At 55.5% G+C, this 16,492-nt stretch carries 14 protein-coding genes; 10 read left to right on the top strand and 4 right to left on the bottom strand.

Annotated elements, in window-relative coordinates:
* Positions 1-7: 7 nt before the first annotated feature.
* Both mnmH and allS read right to left on the bottom strand, forming a co-directional pair.
* Complete coding sequence (gene mnmH, locus ACE3MN_RS20125; protein ID WP_082237800.1) at positions 8-1,093, bottom strand: tRNA 2-selenouridine(34) synthase MnmH; 1,086 nt, start codon at positions 1,091-1,093, stop codon at positions 8-10.
* 87 nt (positions 1,094-1,180) lie between these two features.
* Positions 1,181-2,104 (bottom strand): HTH-type transcriptional activator AllS, encoded by a 924-nt coding sequence (gene allS, locus ACE3MN_RS20120; RefSeq protein WP_004137900.1) that lies wholly within the window; start codon positions 2,102-2,104, stop codon positions 1,181-1,183.
* A 210-nt stretch (positions 2,105-2,314) separates the two neighbouring features.
* On the opposite strand from allS, the gene allA reads away from it, so the two are divergent.
* The 10 genes from allA (at position 2,315) to glxK (ending at position 14,369) form a co-directional block, all read left to right on the top strand.
* Positions 2,315-2,797 (top strand): ureidoglycolate lyase, encoded by a 483-nt coding sequence (allA, locus tag ACE3MN_RS20115; RefSeq protein ID WP_004137898.1) that lies wholly within the window; start codon positions 2,315-2,317, stop codon positions 2,795-2,797.
* A gap of 91 nt (positions 2,798-2,888) precedes the next feature.
* A complete protein-coding gene (gene allR / locus ACE3MN_RS20110) occupies positions 2,889-3,707 on the top strand; it encodes an HTH-type transcriptional repressor AllR (RefSeq protein WP_049088818.1) in 819 nt (272 codons plus the stop codon).
* A gap of 88 nt (positions 3,708-3,795) precedes the next feature.
* Complete coding sequence (gene gcl, locus ACE3MN_RS20105; RefSeq protein WP_049085207.1) at positions 3,796-5,577, top strand: glyoxylate carboligase; 1,782 nt, start codon at positions 3,796-3,798, stop codon at positions 5,575-5,577.
* A gap of 13 nt (positions 5,578-5,590) precedes the next feature.
* The gene (gene hyi, locus ACE3MN_RS20100; protein ID WP_004137893.1) at positions 5,591-6,367 is read left to right on the top strand and encodes a hydroxypyruvate isomerase; all 777 of its coding nucleotides are present in this window, start codon (positions 5,591-5,593) and stop codon (positions 6,365-6,367) included.
* A gap of 97 nt (positions 6,368-6,464) precedes the next feature.
* Entirely contained in the window at positions 6,465-7,343 is an 879-nt protein-coding gene (gene glxR, locus ACE3MN_RS20095; RefSeq protein WP_004137891.1) for a 2-hydroxy-3-oxopropionate reductase, read from the top strand.
* A gap of 53 nt (positions 7,344-7,396) precedes the next feature.
* Entirely contained in the window at positions 7,397-8,650 is a 1,254-nt protein-coding gene (locus ACE3MN_RS20090; protein WP_049088868.1) for an MFS transporter, read from the top strand.
* Positions 8,651-8,731: 81 nt separating this feature from the next.
* Positions 8,732-10,186, top strand: a complete 1,455-nt coding sequence (locus ACE3MN_RS20085; RefSeq protein WP_004137887.1) for an allantoin transporter — start codon at positions 8,732-8,734, stop codon at positions 10,184-10,186.
* Positions 10,187-10,293: 107 nt separating this feature from the next.
* On the top strand, positions 10,294-11,655 hold the full coding sequence (gene allB / locus ACE3MN_RS20080) for an allantoinase AllB (RefSeq protein WP_102649635.1): 1,362 nt from the start codon (positions 10,294-10,296) through the stop codon (positions 11,653-11,655).
* A 239-nt stretch (positions 11,656-11,894) separates the two neighbouring features.
* Entirely contained in the window at positions 11,895-13,205 is a 1,311-nt protein-coding gene (locus ACE3MN_RS20075) for a uracil/xanthine transporter (protein WP_102649636.1), read from the top strand.
* An 18-nt stretch (positions 13,206-13,223) separates the two neighbouring features.
* Entirely contained in the window at positions 13,224-14,369 is a 1,146-nt protein-coding gene (gene glxK / locus ACE3MN_RS20070; RefSeq protein ID WP_049131940.1) for a glycerate 3-kinase, read from the top strand.
* Positions 14,370-14,445: 76 nt separating this feature from the next.
* On the opposite strand, the gene allE is transcribed toward glxK, so the two are convergent.
* Entirely contained in the window at positions 14,446-15,228 is a 783-nt protein-coding gene (gene allE, locus ACE3MN_RS20065) for a (S)-ureidoglycine aminohydrolase (protein ID WP_004137879.1), read from the bottom strand.
* A 10-nt stretch (positions 15,229-15,238) separates the two neighbouring features.
* Positions 15,239-16,474, bottom strand: a complete 1,236-nt coding sequence (gene allC, locus ACE3MN_RS20060) for an allantoate deiminase (protein WP_049085527.1) — start codon at positions 16,472-16,474, stop codon at positions 15,239-15,241.
* Between the last annotated feature and the right edge of the window lie 18 nt (positions 16,475-16,492).

Here is a 16,492-nt window from a genome sequence, read left to right as displayed (position 1 = left end):
GATGTGACTACTGCGCCTGCGCCAGCCAGGCGGCGACGTCCTGCCAGCTGCCGCGAAAAATAATCTTCTCCGCTTTTTTGCCGAGCTGGTAGCGGTACATTGGGTCGTAATACTCGTTCAGCAGGGGAACCAGCCAGCTGAAGTGGGCTTCGGTGCTGGCGCTGCGCTGCTGCTCCAGCAGGGCTTCATCAAGCCTGGCAGTGAGCTGGGCAAAACGCTGTAACCCGAGGCGGCGGCGGATAGCGAACAGGCCGTGGTGCAGATATTCGCTATATGCCCGCCAGCCTTGCTCTTCGCCGTAGGCCGCCAGGAAATCGCGATGCATCCGGGTAAAATACTCCTCGCGCAGCCGTTCAAGACGGATCTCAAACGGATCTTCCACTACCGCCAGCGGCGACTGCGCCATGCGCAGACGCATACATTCCGGCAGGTGATTGGCGCCGATCATATGCCCCTCATCTTCCAGCACCCAGCGCGTCTGCCGCTCTGACTTTTTGAGCATCGCCACGGCAAGATGATTTTCAAAGGTTGCCTGCTGATACTGCTCCTGCAGGGTACGGCCAAATGAAGAGCCGCGATGGTGGGCGAGGCCCTCGAGATCGATGCCGTCGGGCTGGGCGCAGACCAGCAGGGTTTTACCGTTACCGGTACAGCCGCCAATCAGCACGATAGGGCGCTGCACCAGCTCTTCGGTCAGCTGGATAGCCGCATGGCGCAGCGCTTTATAGCCGCCGGTAATCAGCGGGTAATCCACGCCTGCGTCCTTCAGCCACTGCTGCACGATATGCGAACGCTGGCCGCCGCGGGCGCAGCACAGGTAGCCCTCGGGATAACGCGCGCAGGCTTCTTTCCAGGCGGCGAGGCGGCTGGCGCGAATCTCGCCGCTGACCAACTGATGACCCAGCGCGAGAGCGGCTTCCGGCCCCTGACGTTTATAGCAGGTGCCGACTGCGGCGCGTTCGTCGTCGTTCATCAGCGGCAGGTTGACCGCCGCGGGCATGGCGCTTTGCCTGAATTCAATCGGGGCGCGTACGTCAATCAGCGGCGTATCGCTGGCGAGGATCTGCCGAATATTCTGTGGGACTAATTGCATCATTTAAACCGTTAAGCCATCCAGACGCGTCGTTCGACGCGATAATCCTCCTATTGTACGCGGTGAGCGGTAGGCTGAATTGATTTTTCACGGTGTATCGCTGAATAGTGTCAGGAATCCCTGGATTTCCGGGGCCGAATGGACGAACAGCGAGGCGATATCCTGCACCGCTTTACCATGATGATCTTTGCGCCAGGCGAGGCTCAGAGGAGAGGGGGGACGCATCGCCGGGATCTGTCGGGCGATCAGCTCACCGCGAGCGATAAGCGGCTGGCACAGCGGCTCGGGTAAAAAGCCGATACCGACGCCGGCGATATGCGCCGCGATTTTAGTTTCGATATCGGGAACCACAATCTCTTTTTGCCCCGGCAGACGCCAGGCGACGCGCTTGGTCAATCTCCGGGCGCTGTCCTCAATATTGACCGCAGGATAGCGACGTAGCTGGGCCTCCGATAGCGGATCGCTTTGCTGGCCGAGCGGGTGATGCGGCGACATCACGAACAGCCAGGACACTTCGCCCAGCGGGGTGACCGCAATATTTTCGCCTAACGGTTCGGTGCCGGTAACGCCGATCGCCAGCGAAAAGTCATCGTGCAGAAGCGTATCCCAGACGCCCATATAAATTTGTCGCGAAAAATGAAACTGCGTAAAGGGGTAACGTTGGCTGAGCCAGGCCAGCAGCCGGGCGATGGCCTGCGGGTCATACATCAGGTTATTTACTACAATATTGACCTGGCGCTCCACGCCGTCGTTTATCTGCTGTAGCTCTCCGGGCATACTGTCAATCCAGCCAAGCCATTCTCTGGCCTGCGCCAGCAGGTGCATCCCGGCCGGGGTCAGCAGTACGCTGCGCGTGGTGCGGGAAAAGAGCGCGACGCCGGTGTTATCTTCCAGTAATTTGATGCGATAGCTAATAGTGGCGGTTGTTTTATAGAGTTTTTCCGCCGCTCTGGAGAAGCTGCCGCTCTCCGCTACGCTGACAAAGGTACGTAGTGTTTCGGGGTCTAGCATCGCCTTATTCCTCGTAATTTAATAATTCCCCCATGATTTTTAAGTATTTTTTCATAATAACCATTTCAATTATGTGGCTTAAATCAGGTTTTGGAAAATTATTCCAACTTATAGTTGATACCACTTTGAGATGGCCATGAATTGACCGGTACATCTCTTACCCTCAAGGTATGAGGAGGGGAACGGTTTTTAATGACTAAGGAATATGCAATGAAGCTAGAAGTATTGCCGCTGACGCGCGAAGCCTTCCGCCCCTATGGGGACGTTATCGAAACGGAAGGACAGGATTTTTTCCACATCAACGATGGCAAAGTCCAGCGTTTTCACGATCTGGCGATGGTGGAAACCCTGCAGCAGGAGCGCACGCTGATTAGCATTAACCGCGCCCAGCCGGCGGCGCTACCGATTGTGGTCACCGAGCTGGAACGTCATCCGCTGGGCACCCAGGCGTTTGTGCCGATGAACGGTGAAGCCTTTGTCGTGGTGGTCGCGGCAGGAGGCGATCAACCGGACATGACCACGCTGCGCGCGTTTATCTCCAATGGCCGTCAGGGGGTCAATTACCATCGTAACGTCTGGCATCACCCGCTGTTTGCCTGGCAGAGTGAAACCGATTTTTTAACCGTCGATCGCGGCGGAAAAGATAACTGCGATGTGGTAGAGATCCCGACCGTGGAGTTGAGCTTTGCGTGAGGTTGCACGTGACGCTATCGATTATCTTGCATAACATGTGGGCGCTTACACACTATTTATGCTCAGGTTTTGAGCCGGAGATAATCGAGGTATGACAGAAGTGAGAAGGCGGGGAAGGCCGGGCCAGCAGGAGCCTTCCGCGCAAAAAGGCGCCCAGGCGCTGGAGAGAGGGATCGCGATACTGCAATACCTTGAAAAGAGCGGCGGCAGCTCGTCGGTCAGCGATATTTCCCTGAATCTGGACTTACCGTTGTCGACCACCTTTCGTCTGCTTAAGGTGCTGGAAGGCGCGGATTTTGTGTATCAGGACGCGCAGTTAGGCTGGTGGCACATCGGACTTGGCGCATTCAATATCGGTTCGGCGTACATCCACAACCGGGATGTTTTATCCGTCGGCGGACCCTTTATGCGCCGGCTGATGCTGATGTCGGGCGAGACCGTCAACGTGGCGATTCGCAACGGCAACGAAGCGGTGCTGATTGGCCAGCAGGAGTGCAAGTCGATGGTGAGGATGTGCGCGCCGCTCGGCAGCCGACTACCGCTGCATGCTTCAGGCGCCGGGAAAGCGCTGCTGTATCCGCTGTCGGCGGAAGAGCTGGTGGATGTCATTGTGAAGACCGGACTACAGCGGTTTACGCCGGCGACGATCGTCGATTTGCCGGTCCTGCAGCGGAATCTGGATGAGGCGCGAGCCTGCGGCTACAGCATTGACCAGGAGGAGCACGTGACAGGATTAAACTGTATTGCTTCAGCGGTTTACGATGATGTGGGGTCCGTGGTCGCGGCGATTTCGATTTCCGGGCCGGCGTCCCGCTTAACCCCAGATCGTTTTATCAGCCAGGGAGAGCTGGTAAGGGAGACGGCAAGGAATATCAGCACCGCGCTGGGACTCAAACCCCAGGCTGATTGATAGCCGAACCGACCCGCTCTGCGGAGCGGGACTTTTTTGGCTTTTTTCAAATTTGGAAAATTTTTCCAATATAGCGAGGTAGTAAAAAATGGCAAAAATGAGAGCCGTCGACGCGGCAATGTATGTACTGGAAAAAGAAGGGATTACCACCGCATTTGGCGTGCCCGGCGCGGCGATTAACCCGTTCTATTCGGCGATGCGCAAGCACGGCGGGATCCGTCATATTCTGGCGCGTCACGTGGAAGGCGCGTCGCATATGGCGGAAGGTTATACGCGGGCCACGGCCGGCAATATCGGCGTATGCCTGGGAACATCGGGCCCGGCGGGAACGGATATGATCACCGCGCTGTACTCCGCCTCCGCTGACTCCGTTCCTATCTTGTGCATCACCGGCCAGGCGCCGCGCGCGCGTCTGCATAAAGAAGATTTCCAGGCGGTCGATATAGAGTCCATTGCTAAGCCCGTCACTAAGATGGCGGTGACCGTGCGCGAAGCGGCGCTGGTGCCGGGCGTGCTGCAACAGGCTTTCCATCTGATGCGCTCCGGCAGACCGGGACCGGTTCTAATCGACCTGCCTTATGATGTCCAGGTCGCGGAAATCGAATTTGATCCTGAGCTGTATGCGCCGCTCCCGGCGTATAAACCTGTTGCCACGCGCCCGCAGATTGAACGCGCGCTGGCGATGTTGCTGATGGCCGAACGCCCGGTGATAGTCGCCGGCGGCGGGGTAATTAACGCCGATGCCGCGGCGCTGTTGCAGCAATTTGCCGAAATCACCCATGTGCCGGTGATCCCGACGCTGATGGGCTGGGGCTGTATCCCGGACGACCACGAGCTGATGGCCGGTATGGTCGGCTTACAAACCGCGCACCGCTACGGCAACGCCACGCTGCTGGCCTCCGACCTTGTGTTCGGTATTGGCAACCGCTTTGCCAACCGTCATACCGGTTCGGTCGAGAAGTACACCGCAGGCCGCAAAATCATCCATATCGATATCGAACCGACGCAGATTGGCCGCGTGCTGTGCCCGGATTTAGGGATTGTCTCCGATGCGAAAGCGGCGTTGACCCAACTGGTGGATATCGCGCAGCAGATGCAAAAAGAGGGCCGCCTGCCTCGCCGCGAGCGCTGGGTTGCCGAATGTCAGGAGCGCAAGCGCACGCTGCTGCGTAAAACCCACTTCGATAACGTGCCGGTCAAACCGCAGCGCGTTTATGAAGAGATGAACAAAGCCTTTGGTCGCGACGTGTGCTACGTCACCACCATCGGTCTGTCGCAAATCGCCGCCGCGCAGATGCTGCACGTATTTAAAGACCGCCACTGGATCAACTGCGGCCAGGCGGGGCCGCTGGGCTGGACGCTGCCCGCCGCGCTGGGCGTTTGCGCCGCCGACCCCGAGCGTAACGTGGTGGCGATCTCCGGCGACTTCGACTTCCAGTTCCTGATTGAAGAGCTGGCGGTAGGCGCGCAGTTCAATATTCCTTACGTTCACGTGCTGGTGAACAACGCCTATCTGGGCTTAATCCGCCAGTCGCAGCGCGCGTTTGATATGGACTACTGCGTCCAACTGGCGTTCGAAAACATTAACTCCAGCGAAGTGAACGGCTACGGCGTCGATCACGTGAAGGTCGCCGAAGGTCTCGGCTGTAAAGCGATTCGCGTCTTTAAACCTGAAGATATCGCGCCCGCATTTGAACAGGCGAAAGCGTGGATGAAAGAGTATCGCGTGCCGGTGGTGGTGGAAGTGATCCTTGAGCGCGTGACCAATATCTCGATGGGCAGCGAGCTGGATAACGTCATGGAGTTCGAAGACGTTGCCGACAGCGCCATCGATGCGCCAACCGAAACCTGCTTTATGAAATATGAATAAATGAGGTGAACCTATGTTGCGCTTTTCTGCCAATCTTTCGATGTTATTTCAGGAATATGATTTTCTCGAGCGCTTTGATAAAGCGGCGGCCTGCGGTTTTCGCGCCGTTGAATTTATGTTCCCGTATGACTATGCGCCCGAGGTATTAAAGCAAAAGCTGAGCGACAACCGGCTGGAGCATACCTTACATAATTTACCCGCTGGCGACTGGGCGGCAGGGGAGCGCGGCATCGCCTGTATTCCCGGTCGCGAAGCGGAGTTCCGCGAGGGCGTTGACGCCGCAGTCCGCTACGCCAAAGCGCTGGGCAATCGTAAAATCAACTGCCTGGTCGGTAAAACCCCGGTGGGCTATCGCGAAGATCATATTCGCGCCACGCTGGTGGCGAATTTACGTTTTGCCGCCGCCGCGCTGGCCCAGGAGGGGATTCTGCTGCTGATTGAGCCGATTAATTATTTCGATATGCCGGGGTTCTATCTGAATACCACGCATCAGGCGCTAGCGCTTATTGATGAGGTCGGCAGCGATAATCTGAAAATCCAGTACGATATTTATCATATGCAGCGCATGGAGGGTGAATTAACCCATACGATGCAAACTTATGCCAACCGAATTGGTCATTTACAGATTGCCGACAACCCGGAGCGCGGAGAGCCGGGAACCGGAGAAATTAATTACGATTATCTTTTTAAATTTATCGACAAGTCAAATTATGACGGCTGGGTCGGCTGCGAATATAAACCGCTGACTACCACCGAAGCGGGCCTGACATGGTTTAATCGCTACCGCTAATTTTTAATTTATCGTTGGGCACTATTTATTATTCCATTTCGGGGAAGGGATAACTATTGCCCAAATAAATCGAAACAGAAATTTTGAGAGGAAACGTATGAAACTGGGATTTATTGGTTTAGGTATTATGGGCACCCCGATGGCGCTCCGACTTGCCAAAGCGGGCCACGCGCTGCACGTGACCACCATCGGTCCGGTTGCTGAAGAACTGCTCAAGCAGGGCGCGCAGCATCTGGCTACCGCCGAGCAGGTCGCGGAGCAGTCCGAGATTATTTTTATCATGGTCCCGGATACCCCGCAGGTCGCCGACGTGTTGTTTGGCGAACACGGCTGCGCCAAAGCGGCCCTGAAGGGCAAAACCATCGTTGATATGAGTTCTATATCGCCGATTGAAACCAAGCGTTTTGCACAGCAGGTGCGGGATTTGGGCGCGGATTATCTCGATGCGCCGGTATCCGGCGGCGAAATTGGCGCGCGTGAAGGCACGCTCTCGATTATGGTCGGCGGCGACGAAAACGTGTTTGCTCGCGTGAAGCCGCTGTTTGATATCCTGGGTAAAAACATCACCCTCGTCGGCGGTAACGGCGACGGGCAGACCTGTAAAGTCGCCAATCAGATTATCGTCGCGCTGAATATTGAAGCGGTCTCCGAAGCGCTGGTTTTCGCGTCTAAAGCCGGAGCCGATCCCGCTCGCGTTCGTCAGGCGCTGATGGGCGGCTTCGCCTCCTCGCGTATTCTGGAAGTACATGGCGAAAGAATGTTGAACCGGACTTTTAATCCCGGCTTTAAAATTTCCCTGCACCAGAAGGATCTTAATCTGGCATTGCAGAGCGCGAAAGCGCTGGCGCTTAATTTACCAAATACGGCAACCTGTCAGGAGCTATTTAATACCTGCGTCGCCAACGGCGGTAGCGAATTAGATCACTCGTCTTTAGTTCAGGCGCTGGAATTAATGGCGAATCATAAAATATCGTAATGAGAAAATGCTGCCGATTCCGGCAGCGTTTTTTAAACCTCACGGGTGAATTTATGGATACTATCAATAAAACGGGTATCGACTATTGGAAGAAAATAGTCGTGGTAATGAGTCTGGGCTGGGTGGCAATATGGATTTATCGTACCGTATTAACGCCGATTTACCCGGAAATTCAGGCGTCCTTAGGCAACGTCAGTAACGCTGAAATTGGCGCGATAGCCAGCTTCTATTTTCTTGCCTACTGCGGAATGCAGATCCCCTGCGGTATTCTGGTTGATAAACTGGGGCAGAAAATTATGCTGATGTGTGGTTTCTCGCTGTTTATTATCGGCACGCTAAGCATCGCTAATGCGGGAAACCTGACGCTGATTTATATCGGCTCGCTGCTGGCCGGCGCCGGCTGCGCGTCCTTCTTCAGCTCCGCCTATTCGCTCTCCTCGGCCAACGTGCCGCAGGAGCGTCGGGCGCTGGCGAACGCCATTATTAACAGCGGCTCGGCTATCGGGATGGGGATTGGCCTGATTGGCTCAAGCATTCTGGTCAAAAGCATGCATATGGCCTGGCAAAACGTGTTGTTTATTGTCGCCGCGATCCTGGTGGTGATGCTCGGCGTGTTTACCCTGGTGATTCGTCGCAAGCTTAAAGAGCCAGCCGCAGCGGTCAATAAAAATAGCGCCACGGCGTCAGCACCGGTCGAAGAGAAGTCAGCGCCGCTGTTTTCGCCGCTGCTGTGCAGCGTTTACTTCCTCTATTTCTGCACCTGCTACGGCTACTACCTGATCGTCACCTGGCTGCCTTCCTATCTCCAGACCGAACGCGGCTTTGACGGCGGGGCCATTGGTTTTGCTTCGGCGCTGGTGGCGGTTGTCGGGGTGCCGGGGGCGCTGTTCTTTAGCCATCTGTCGGATAAATTCCGCGACAGTAAAGTCAAAGTTATTCTCGGGCTGGAGATTGTCGCCGCGGCCATGCTGATGTTTACCGTCCTGTCGCCGAATACCACCATGCTGATGATTAGCCTCGTGCTGTACGGACTGCTGGGCAAAATGGCCGTTGACCCGATTCTTATTTCGTTTGTCTCCGAGCAGGCATCAGCGAAAACATTAGGCCGCGCTTTCAGCTTATTTAATTTCTTTGGTATGAGTTCAGCGGTCGTTGCCCCGACGCTCACCGGTTTTATTTCCGATCTGACTGGGTCAAAAGAAATTAGTTTTGTGATGTCTGCCGGGCTAGTTATTACCGGAACGATACTGTTTGCATTGATTACCTTGCGTAAGAACAAAATACAGTCAAAGACAATCCCCGTATAATAAAAATAAATAATTATAATAATTTGTTGTTCCACATAGCTAAACCTGTAAACGTAATCCGATGCGTATTAAGAGGGAATTATGGAACAAGCTCAAGACCTGTACAAATCCAGAGGTTATAGCGACGATCTATTACCAAAAATAGAATCGCAGCGTAACTGGAAGACATTTAACTATTTTACCTTATGGATGGGATCCGTACACAACGTACCTAATTATGTCATGGTTGGTGGTTTTTTTATTCTTGGACTATCAACGTTCAGTATAATGATGGCAATAATATTGAGTGCTTTTATTATTGCCGCGGTTATGGTGTTTAATGGCGCTGCCGGAAGTAAATACGGCGTACCCTTCGCTATGATTTTAAGAGCCTCGTATGGGGTGCGCGGGGCATTATTACCTGGCCTGCTCAGAGGCGGTATTGCGGCGATTATGTGGTTTGGTTTGCAATGCTATGCCGGTTCGCTGGCATTCCTGATCTTATTAGGCAAACTGTGGCCAGCGTTTTTGACCCTTGGCGGCGATTTTAAGCTGCTGGGACTGTCGTTGCCGGGGCTGATCGCCTTTCTGGTTTTCTGGCTGATTAATGTGGGGATTGGTTTCGGCGGCGGAAAAGTTCTCAATAAATTCACCGCGATCCTCAACCCCTGTATCTATGTTGTGTTCGGCGGCATGGCCATCTGGGCTATCTCGCTGGTGGGGATCGGCCCGATCCTCGACTACCTACCGACCGGAGTGGAGAAAGCGGAACATAGCGGTTTCCTGTTCCTGGTGGTGATTAACGCGGTGGTCGCCGTGTGGGCGGCGCCGGCTGTCAGCGCCTCGGACTTTACCCAGAACGCGCGCTCGTTTCGCGATCAGGCGCTTGGGCAAACCCTTGGTTTAGTCGTGGCTTATATTCTTTTCGCGGTGGCCGGGGTGTGCATTATCGCCGGGGCCAGTATCCATTACGACATGGATACCTGGAACGTGCTGGATATCGTGCAGAAATGGGACAGCCTGTTTGCTTCTTTCTTTGCGGTGCTGGTGATATTAATGACCACGATCTCCACCAACGCCACCGGTAATATTATTCCGGCAGGCTATCAAATCGCGGCAATTGCGCCGACTAAATTGACCTATAAAAACGGCGTACTGATCGCCAGTATTATTAGCCTGCTGATCTGCCCATGGAAATTAATGGAGAATCAGGACAGTATTTATCTTTTTCTCGATATTATCGGCGGCATGCTGGGCCCGGTTATTGGGGTAATGATGGCGCACTACTTTGTCGTCATGCGCGGGCAAATTAATCTTGATGAGCTGTATACCGCGCCGGGTGATTATAAGTATTTTGATAATGGTTTTAACGTTACCGCATTCCTGGTCACCATCGTGGCGGTGATTTTATCGCTCGGCGGAAAATTTATTCCGCTGCTCGAACCATTCTCCCGGGTGTCGTGGTTTGTCGGCGTCATCGTCGCTTTTGCCGCATACGCTTTACTAAAAAAACGGGCGCTGCCGAATAATATTTCGCACCCGGATGTTGTTAGCTGATTTTCTTATCAAGAGGAAGATTTATTTCAGGGATGAAGCATCAATACCCAAAGCCACAAGCAGAAGTATGGCGGGTTAATCGTCTGTACACATACAAGGAGTTTTATATGTCTTTTGATTTAATTATTAAAAACGGCACCGTTATTCTGGAAAACGAATCCCGGGTGGTGGATATCGCGGTTGCTAACGGCAAAATCGCTGCGATCGGTGAAAACCTGGGCGAAGCGAAGCAGGTGATGGACGCCTCGGGCCTGATCGTATCGCCGGGGATGGTCGATGCGCATACGCACATTTCAGAACCGGGACGTACCCACTGGGAAGGTTACGAAACCGGTACCCGCGCGGCGGCAAAAGGCGGCATCACCACGATGATCGAAATGCCGCTGAACCAGCTCCCGGCGACCACCGACCGCGAAACCATCGAGCTGAAATTCGATGCCGCGAAGGGCAAGTTGACCATCGATGCGGCGCAGCTTGGCGGCCTGGTCTCCTATAACCTCGATCGCCTGCACGAGCTGGATGAAGTGGGCGTAGTGGGCTTCAAATGCTTTGTCGCCACCTGCGGCGATCGCGGGATCGACAACGACTTCCGCGACGTTAACGACTGGCAGTTTTTCAAAGGCGCGCAAAAGCTGGCCGAAATGAAGCAGACCGTGTTGGTGCACTGTGAAAATGCGCTGATCTGCGATGAGCTCGGCGAAGAAGCAAAAAGAGAGGGCCGCGTGACGGCGCATGATTATGTCGCGTCGCGTCCGGTCTTCACCGAAGTCGAGGCGATCCGCCGCGTTCTCTATCTGGCGAAAGTCGCCGGTTGCCGCCTGCACGTATGCCACGTCAGCAGCCCGGAAGGGGTCGCCGAAGTGACCCGCGCGCGTCAGGAGGGTCAGGACGTCACCTGCGAATCCTGTCCGCACTACTTTGTGCTGGATACCGAGCAGTTCGAAGCGATTGGCACCCTGGCGAAGTGCTCTCCGCCGATCCGCGACGCGGAGAACCAGAAGGGAATGTGGGAGAAGCTGTTCAACGGCGAAATAGACTGCCTGGTCTCCGACCACTCTCCGTGTCCGCCGGAAATGAAGGCGGGCAATATCATGCAGGCCTGGGGCGGGATTGCCGGGCTGCAAAGCTGCATGGACGTGATGTTCGATGAAGCGGTGCAGAAGCGCGGTATGTCTCTGCCGCAGTTTGCCCGCCTGATGGCGACCAACGCCGCCGATATTTTCGGCCTCAAGCACAAGGGCCGCATCGCGCCGGGCAAAGACGCCGACCTGGTGTTTATTCAGCCGAACAGCAGCTACGTTCTGCGAGCGGAAGACCTCGAATATCGCCATAAAGTCAGCCCGTATGTTGGCCGGAAGATTGGCGCGCGTATCACCAGAACCATCCTGCGCGGCGATGTGATTTATGACATCGAGCAGGGCTTCCCGCACGCGCCGAAAGGGAAATTTATCCTTAAGCATCAGCAGTAACGGATGACCCGGAACAGGCCCCTGGGGTAGCCCCGGAAATAAAAGGCGGAGAGGGTTTTCTCCCTCTCCCTTCGGGAGAGGGCCGGGGTGAGGGAATTGGTGGCACGCTCTCCCCCTCATCCTGAGCCTCTCCCCGAAGGGGCGAGGGGACAGGCCCGATATCGTATGTGGGTTTTGCACCCCGGTTCATTCCATGTTTAGCGCCTGTTTAACAGCAGGCGCTTTTTCAGGATTACATCATGGTGGTATTGCCGCTAAATAAACGAAACACCCTGGCGGGATTTCAATGGTTCTTCTTTATATTCTGCAATACCGTTGTAGTACCGCCGACATTACAATCTGCTTTTCAGCTTCCCGCCAGCGCGCTGATTACGCTTACCCAATACGGTTTTATTACCACCGGGCTGGCGTGTCTGGCGCAGGCGCTGCTGGGCCACCGTCGCGCGATTATGGAGGGGCCGACGGGGCTATGGTGGAGCACCATTCTGACCGTCACCGTCGGCGAAGCCGCGCGCGGCACCGCGTTCGACAGCATTGCGGCCAGCCTGGCGGTGGGTATCTTTCTCTCAGCCGTTCTGACCATCATTATTGGCGTCAGCGGCATCGGCCATCGCCTGGCGAAGCTCTTTAGCCCGACGGTGATGGTCTTTTTTATGCTGCTGCTCGGCGCGCAGCTGACGACCATATTTTTTAAAGGCATGCTCGGGCTGCCCTTTAGTTCGACCCAGGCCAACGCCGCCATTCAACTGGCGCCCTTTGGCCTCGCGCTGGCGGTGATGATCCTGGTGCTGGGGATGATTATTTTTCTCCCGGACGGCATCGCCCGCTACGCTCTGCTGACAGGAACCCTGGCGGGATGGGCGAGCTGGTACCTGCTGTTTCGCACGCCGCCCGCCACGGCGGCATCCGGGCCGATTCACTGGCAATGGTTTCCGCTCGGCTACGGCGAAGAACTACGCCCAGGCATTATCCTGACGGCGCTGCTGGCCGGGCTGGTGAATATCACCAATACCTACGGCGCCATTCGCGGCACCGACGTTTTTTATCCCCAACAGGGCGCCAGTAATAGCCGCTACCGACGCAGCTTTATTATCTCCGGCCTGGTGACCTTAATAACAGTTCCTCTTAGCGTGGTGCCGTTTTCACCGTTTGTTTCGTCGATAGGCTTATTAACCCAAACCGGAGAAACCTCGCGCCAGCCGTTTATTATCGGCTGCCTGTGTTGTCTTTTAGTTGGCCTGTTTACGCCGCTGACCCACTTTTTTACCACGCTGCCGCTGCCGATTAGCAGCGCGGTCATGCTGGTCTCTTATCTGCCGTTGTTATATTCCAGCTTATCGTTCAGTAAACAAATTACCTTCACCGCGCGAAATATCTACCGGCTGGCGCTGCCGCTCTTTATCGGTATTTTTTTAATGGGTCTGCCGCCAGTTTATCTCCAGACGCTACCCCTGATAATTCGACCGCTATTAGGCAACGGCTTATTAATCGGCGTGCTGCTGGCGGTAGTGATGGAAAATCTCATTCCCTGGGATCGTATTAAGTCATGACAGCAAAAAGGATCAACAATGAAAATTATTATTGCACCGGACTCTTTCAAAGAGAGCGTTAGCGCCAGCCGCTGCGCCCAGGCGATAAAAGCGGGCTTTGTCTCAATTTTCCCGCAGGCGGAGTGCGTCTGTCTGCCGATCGCCGATGGCGGCGAAGGAACGGTTGAGGCGATGGTCGAGGCCACTGACGGCAAAATGGTGATGCTGCCGGTCATGGGGCCGATGGGCGATTTTGTCGGCGCCTTCTACGGCCTGAGCGGCGACGGGCAAACCGCATTTATTGAGATGGCGGCGGCCAGCGGGCTGATGCTGGTTCCCGCCGGGGAGCGTAACCCCCTGCGGGCTACCAGCTACGGCACCGGCGAGCTGATTCGCCATGCGCTGGACGCCGGGGTTCGCCATATTATTCTCGGTATTGGCGGTAGCGCCACGGTAGACGGCGGGATGGGTATGGCCCAGGCGCTGGGGGCGCGCTTTCTGGATGAGCGCGGCGAGAGCGTCGGCCTTGGCGGCGGGGCGTTACAGCGGTTGGTAAAAATAGACCTAAGCGACCTCGATCCGCGCCTTCACGATTGCCGGATTGAGGTGGCCTGCGACGTCGATAACCCGCTGCTCGGCGAACGCGGCGCGGCGGCGGTTTTTGGTCCGCAAAAAGGGGCTTGCATAGAAATGGTTGCCGTTCTGGAGCGCGGGTTACAAAACTACGCTCGGGTTATGCTGGCGGCTACCGGTCAGGATGTCGCGCCGATGGTCGGCGGCGGCGCGGCCGGCGGAATGGGCGCGGCGGCCCGGGTTTTCCTTAACGCTACGCTGAAATCAGGTATCGATATTGTGCTGGAAGCGGTTCATCTGGAGGAGGCGCTGCGCGATGCGGACCTGGTGATCACCGGCGAAGGACGAATGGATTCGCAAACCGTTGGCGGCAAAGCGCCTGTCGGCGTGGCGCGGATCGCCAAAAAGTACGACATCCCGGTTATCGGTATCGCGGGCGTGCTGGGCGACGGCGTTGAAGCGGTGCATCAGCACGGTATTGATGCGGTATTCAGTATTTTACCCGCGCTGGCGCCGCTGGCCGAAGTGCTGGATCGCGGCGAGCAGAATCTCTATGCCTGCGCGCGTAATATTGCCTGCGCAATAAAATTAGGTCAGCAAATCCCCGTCTGAATAAAAAATGCCACGGTTTTCACCGTGGCAAAATCCAACATAGCTAAACAAAAAAGGTGAACTTCATCGGCGACAATCAGATCTCAACGTCGCGATGGCAATCTTTCGAGTAAATATAGCTAAACGCCTCGCGCCCGACGCCGTATCCGGCCTGTAGTGAATAAGCGCCCATAAAGATATAGTCGCCTTTTTTCACCGGCACCCAGTTGTTGTCGAGGTTATAAACGCCCTGGCCGGAGAGAATATAGGCACCGTGTTCCTGGACGTGGGTTTCGATATAACCGTGGCTGGCTCCCGGCTCGAAGGAGAGAATATGCATGTTCATATCGAAGCCCAGCTCTTTCGGCAGGAAATCGATCAGGATAACGTCTTCCATTCCTTCATAATGAATTCGCTCCAGCTGGCTGACGTTGCCGGTAACCAGATAAGGGGCGTGATTCTCAACCGCAATATAGCGGCGCTTGTAGAGGAACAGCTGGCTGTTGCCTGAGCGGTTATTGATGAAGGTAAGTTTCTCGCCCGGCGGGCAGTAAATATAGCCGCCTTTGGTTAGCGGGAAGCTTTTGCCTTGCGCCCCGGCGGTGATTTCCCCCTCAATCACATACAGGAAGGTCTCAATCCCTTCGCCGCCGAAACCGCCCGGATTACCGCCATTTTCATGCAGCGTCACCAGATAATCCACAAAGGTCGCGCCTAATTTCGGCGTTGACAGAATGGTCACATCGCAATTAGTAAAACCCGGAATAATATTTTTGACCAGACCGTCCGGCGTCAGCAGCGCATAATTGCCGTGGCGCACGATGGAACGGCTGGCCAGTAAATCGTCGCGATAACCAACCACATTATTTAAATAACCCATTATCTTTTCCTTATTCAGTCCAGGCCAGTTGATGCAACATTAAGGCCAGCGTTTTTACGCCTTCCGCCAGATCGTCGATATGCGTGCTTTCCGCCGGGTTATGGCTGATGCCCTTAATGCTCGGCATAAAGATCATGCAGGTCGGGAAGCAGGGGGCGAAAATTTGTGCGTCGTGGCCCGCGCCGCTGTGCATCACGCGGAAATTCACCCTCTCTTTCTCACAAAGCGCGGTGAGCCGGGCCACCAGCGTTTTATCCATGGGAACCGGGGCTTCATCCATCCACAGATCGATCTCGATGCCAATCTCCATTTCCCGGCAGATCCGCCGCATATCGGCTTCAATCACTTCCGTAAAGGCCGTTAATTCGCGGGCATCGGTATGGCGGCAGTCCATGGTGAAGACCGTTTTACCCGGTACCACGTTAACGGTATTCGGCTGCGGATCGACCTTGCCGAAAGTGAGCACCAGCGGGTCGCCGTGGGCCTTCGCTTTGGCGATAGACTCGCAGCAGATACGGCTAAACGCATGAACGGTATCGCGGCGGTAGCCCATTGGTGTGGTACCGGCATGGTTGGACTCGCCGGTGAGGGTGATGGTGTAGCGGCGCTGTCCAACGATGGCATTGACCACGCCGATGGACTGCTTATTGGTTTCCAGTACCCGGCCCTGTTCGATATGCAGCTCGACGAAGGCTTTAATATCCCGGCGCGGCGCCAGCGGGGCGGCGGGCAGCGTGAATCCGCACTGCTTCATGGCATCGACAAACGCCACGCCTTTGGCGTCCTTAATCTCGCGCACGTCCGCCGGGTTGGCGATGCCGACGATATTTTTGCTGCCCCAGAAGACATAAGGGAAGCGGCTGCCTTCTTCCTCGGCCAGCGCCAGCACTTCGACGGTACGCAGCGGTGCGCCGTAGGTCTCTTTTAGCCAGCGTACCGCCAGCCAGGCCGCCAGCGCGCCGAACTGACCGTCAAGATTACCGCCGTTGACCACGCTATCAATATGCGAACCGCTGAGGATAACTTCGTCGGGAAAGCGCGTACCGGGCAGGCGGCCATAAAGGTTGCCGACTTCATCAAAGCGCGTTTCCAGCCCGCTTTCGCTCATCCGTTGTTTAAACGCCTGCTGCGCCTGTAACCATTCCGGCGAATAGAGCAGGCGGGTAATTCCCCCGGTCGGGTCGGCGCCGAAAGAGGAAAGCCAGGGCAAGGTCTCTTCTATTGCCTGTCGAAAATAATGAGCCATACGCAACTCCTGTATTTT

Source organism: Klebsiella grimontii, from assembly GCF_042137965.1.
GTDB lineage: Bacteria > Pseudomonadota > Gammaproteobacteria > Enterobacterales > Enterobacteriaceae > Klebsiella > Klebsiella grimontii.
The sequence above is the reverse complement of the archived record's forward strand: the minus strand, read 5'-3'. Positions and strand labels throughout refer to the sequence as shown.

What these genes read in the sequence shown, in the direction of transcription:
- mnmH (WP_082237800.1), bottom strand. Translation starts at nt 1,093, where the DNA reads ATGCAATTAGTCCCACAGAATATTCGGCAGATCCTCGCCAGCGATACG.
- allS (WP_004137900.1), bottom strand. Translation starts at nt 2,104, where the DNA reads ATGCTAGACCCCGAAACACTACGTACCTTTGTCAGCGTAGCGGAGAGC.
- allA (WP_004137898.1), top strand. Translation starts at nt 2,315, where the DNA reads ATGAAGCTAGAAGTATTGCCGCTGACGCGCGAAGCCTTCCGCCCCTAT.
- allR (WP_049088818.1), top strand. Translation starts at nt 2,889, where the DNA reads ATGACAGAAGTGAGAAGGCGGGGAAGGCCGGGCCAGCAGGAGCCTTCC.
- gcl (WP_049085207.1), top strand. Translation starts at nt 3,796, where the DNA reads ATGGCAAAAATGAGAGCCGTCGACGCGGCAATGTATGTACTGGAAAAA.
- hyi (WP_004137893.1), top strand. Translation starts at nt 5,591, where the DNA reads ATGTTGCGCTTTTCTGCCAATCTTTCGATGTTATTTCAGGAATATGAT.
- glxR (WP_004137891.1), top strand. Translation starts at nt 6,465, where the DNA reads ATGAAACTGGGATTTATTGGTTTAGGTATTATGGGCACCCCGATGGCG.
- ACE3MN_RS20090 (WP_049088868.1), top strand. Translation starts at nt 7,397, where the DNA reads ATGGATACTATCAATAAAACGGGTATCGACTATTGGAAGAAAATAGTC.
- ACE3MN_RS20085 (WP_004137887.1), top strand. Translation starts at nt 8,732, where the DNA reads ATGGAACAAGCTCAAGACCTGTACAAATCCAGAGGTTATAGCGACGAT.
- allB (WP_102649635.1), top strand. Translation starts at nt 10,294, where the DNA reads ATGTCTTTTGATTTAATTATTAAAAACGGCACCGTTATTCTGGAAAAC.
- ACE3MN_RS20075 (WP_102649636.1), top strand. Translation starts at nt 11,895, where the DNA reads ATGGTGGTATTGCCGCTAAATAAACGAAACACCCTGGCGGGATTTCAA.
- glxK (WP_049131940.1), top strand. Translation starts at nt 13,224, where the DNA reads ATGAAAATTATTATTGCACCGGACTCTTTCAAAGAGAGCGTTAGCGCC.
- allE (WP_004137879.1), bottom strand. Translation starts at nt 15,228, where the DNA reads ATGGGTTATTTAAATAATGTGGTTGGTTATCGCGACGATTTACTGGCC.
- allC (WP_049085527.1), bottom strand. Translation starts at nt 16,474, where the DNA reads ATGGCTCATTATTTTCGACAGGCAATAGAAGAGACCTTGCCCTGGCTT.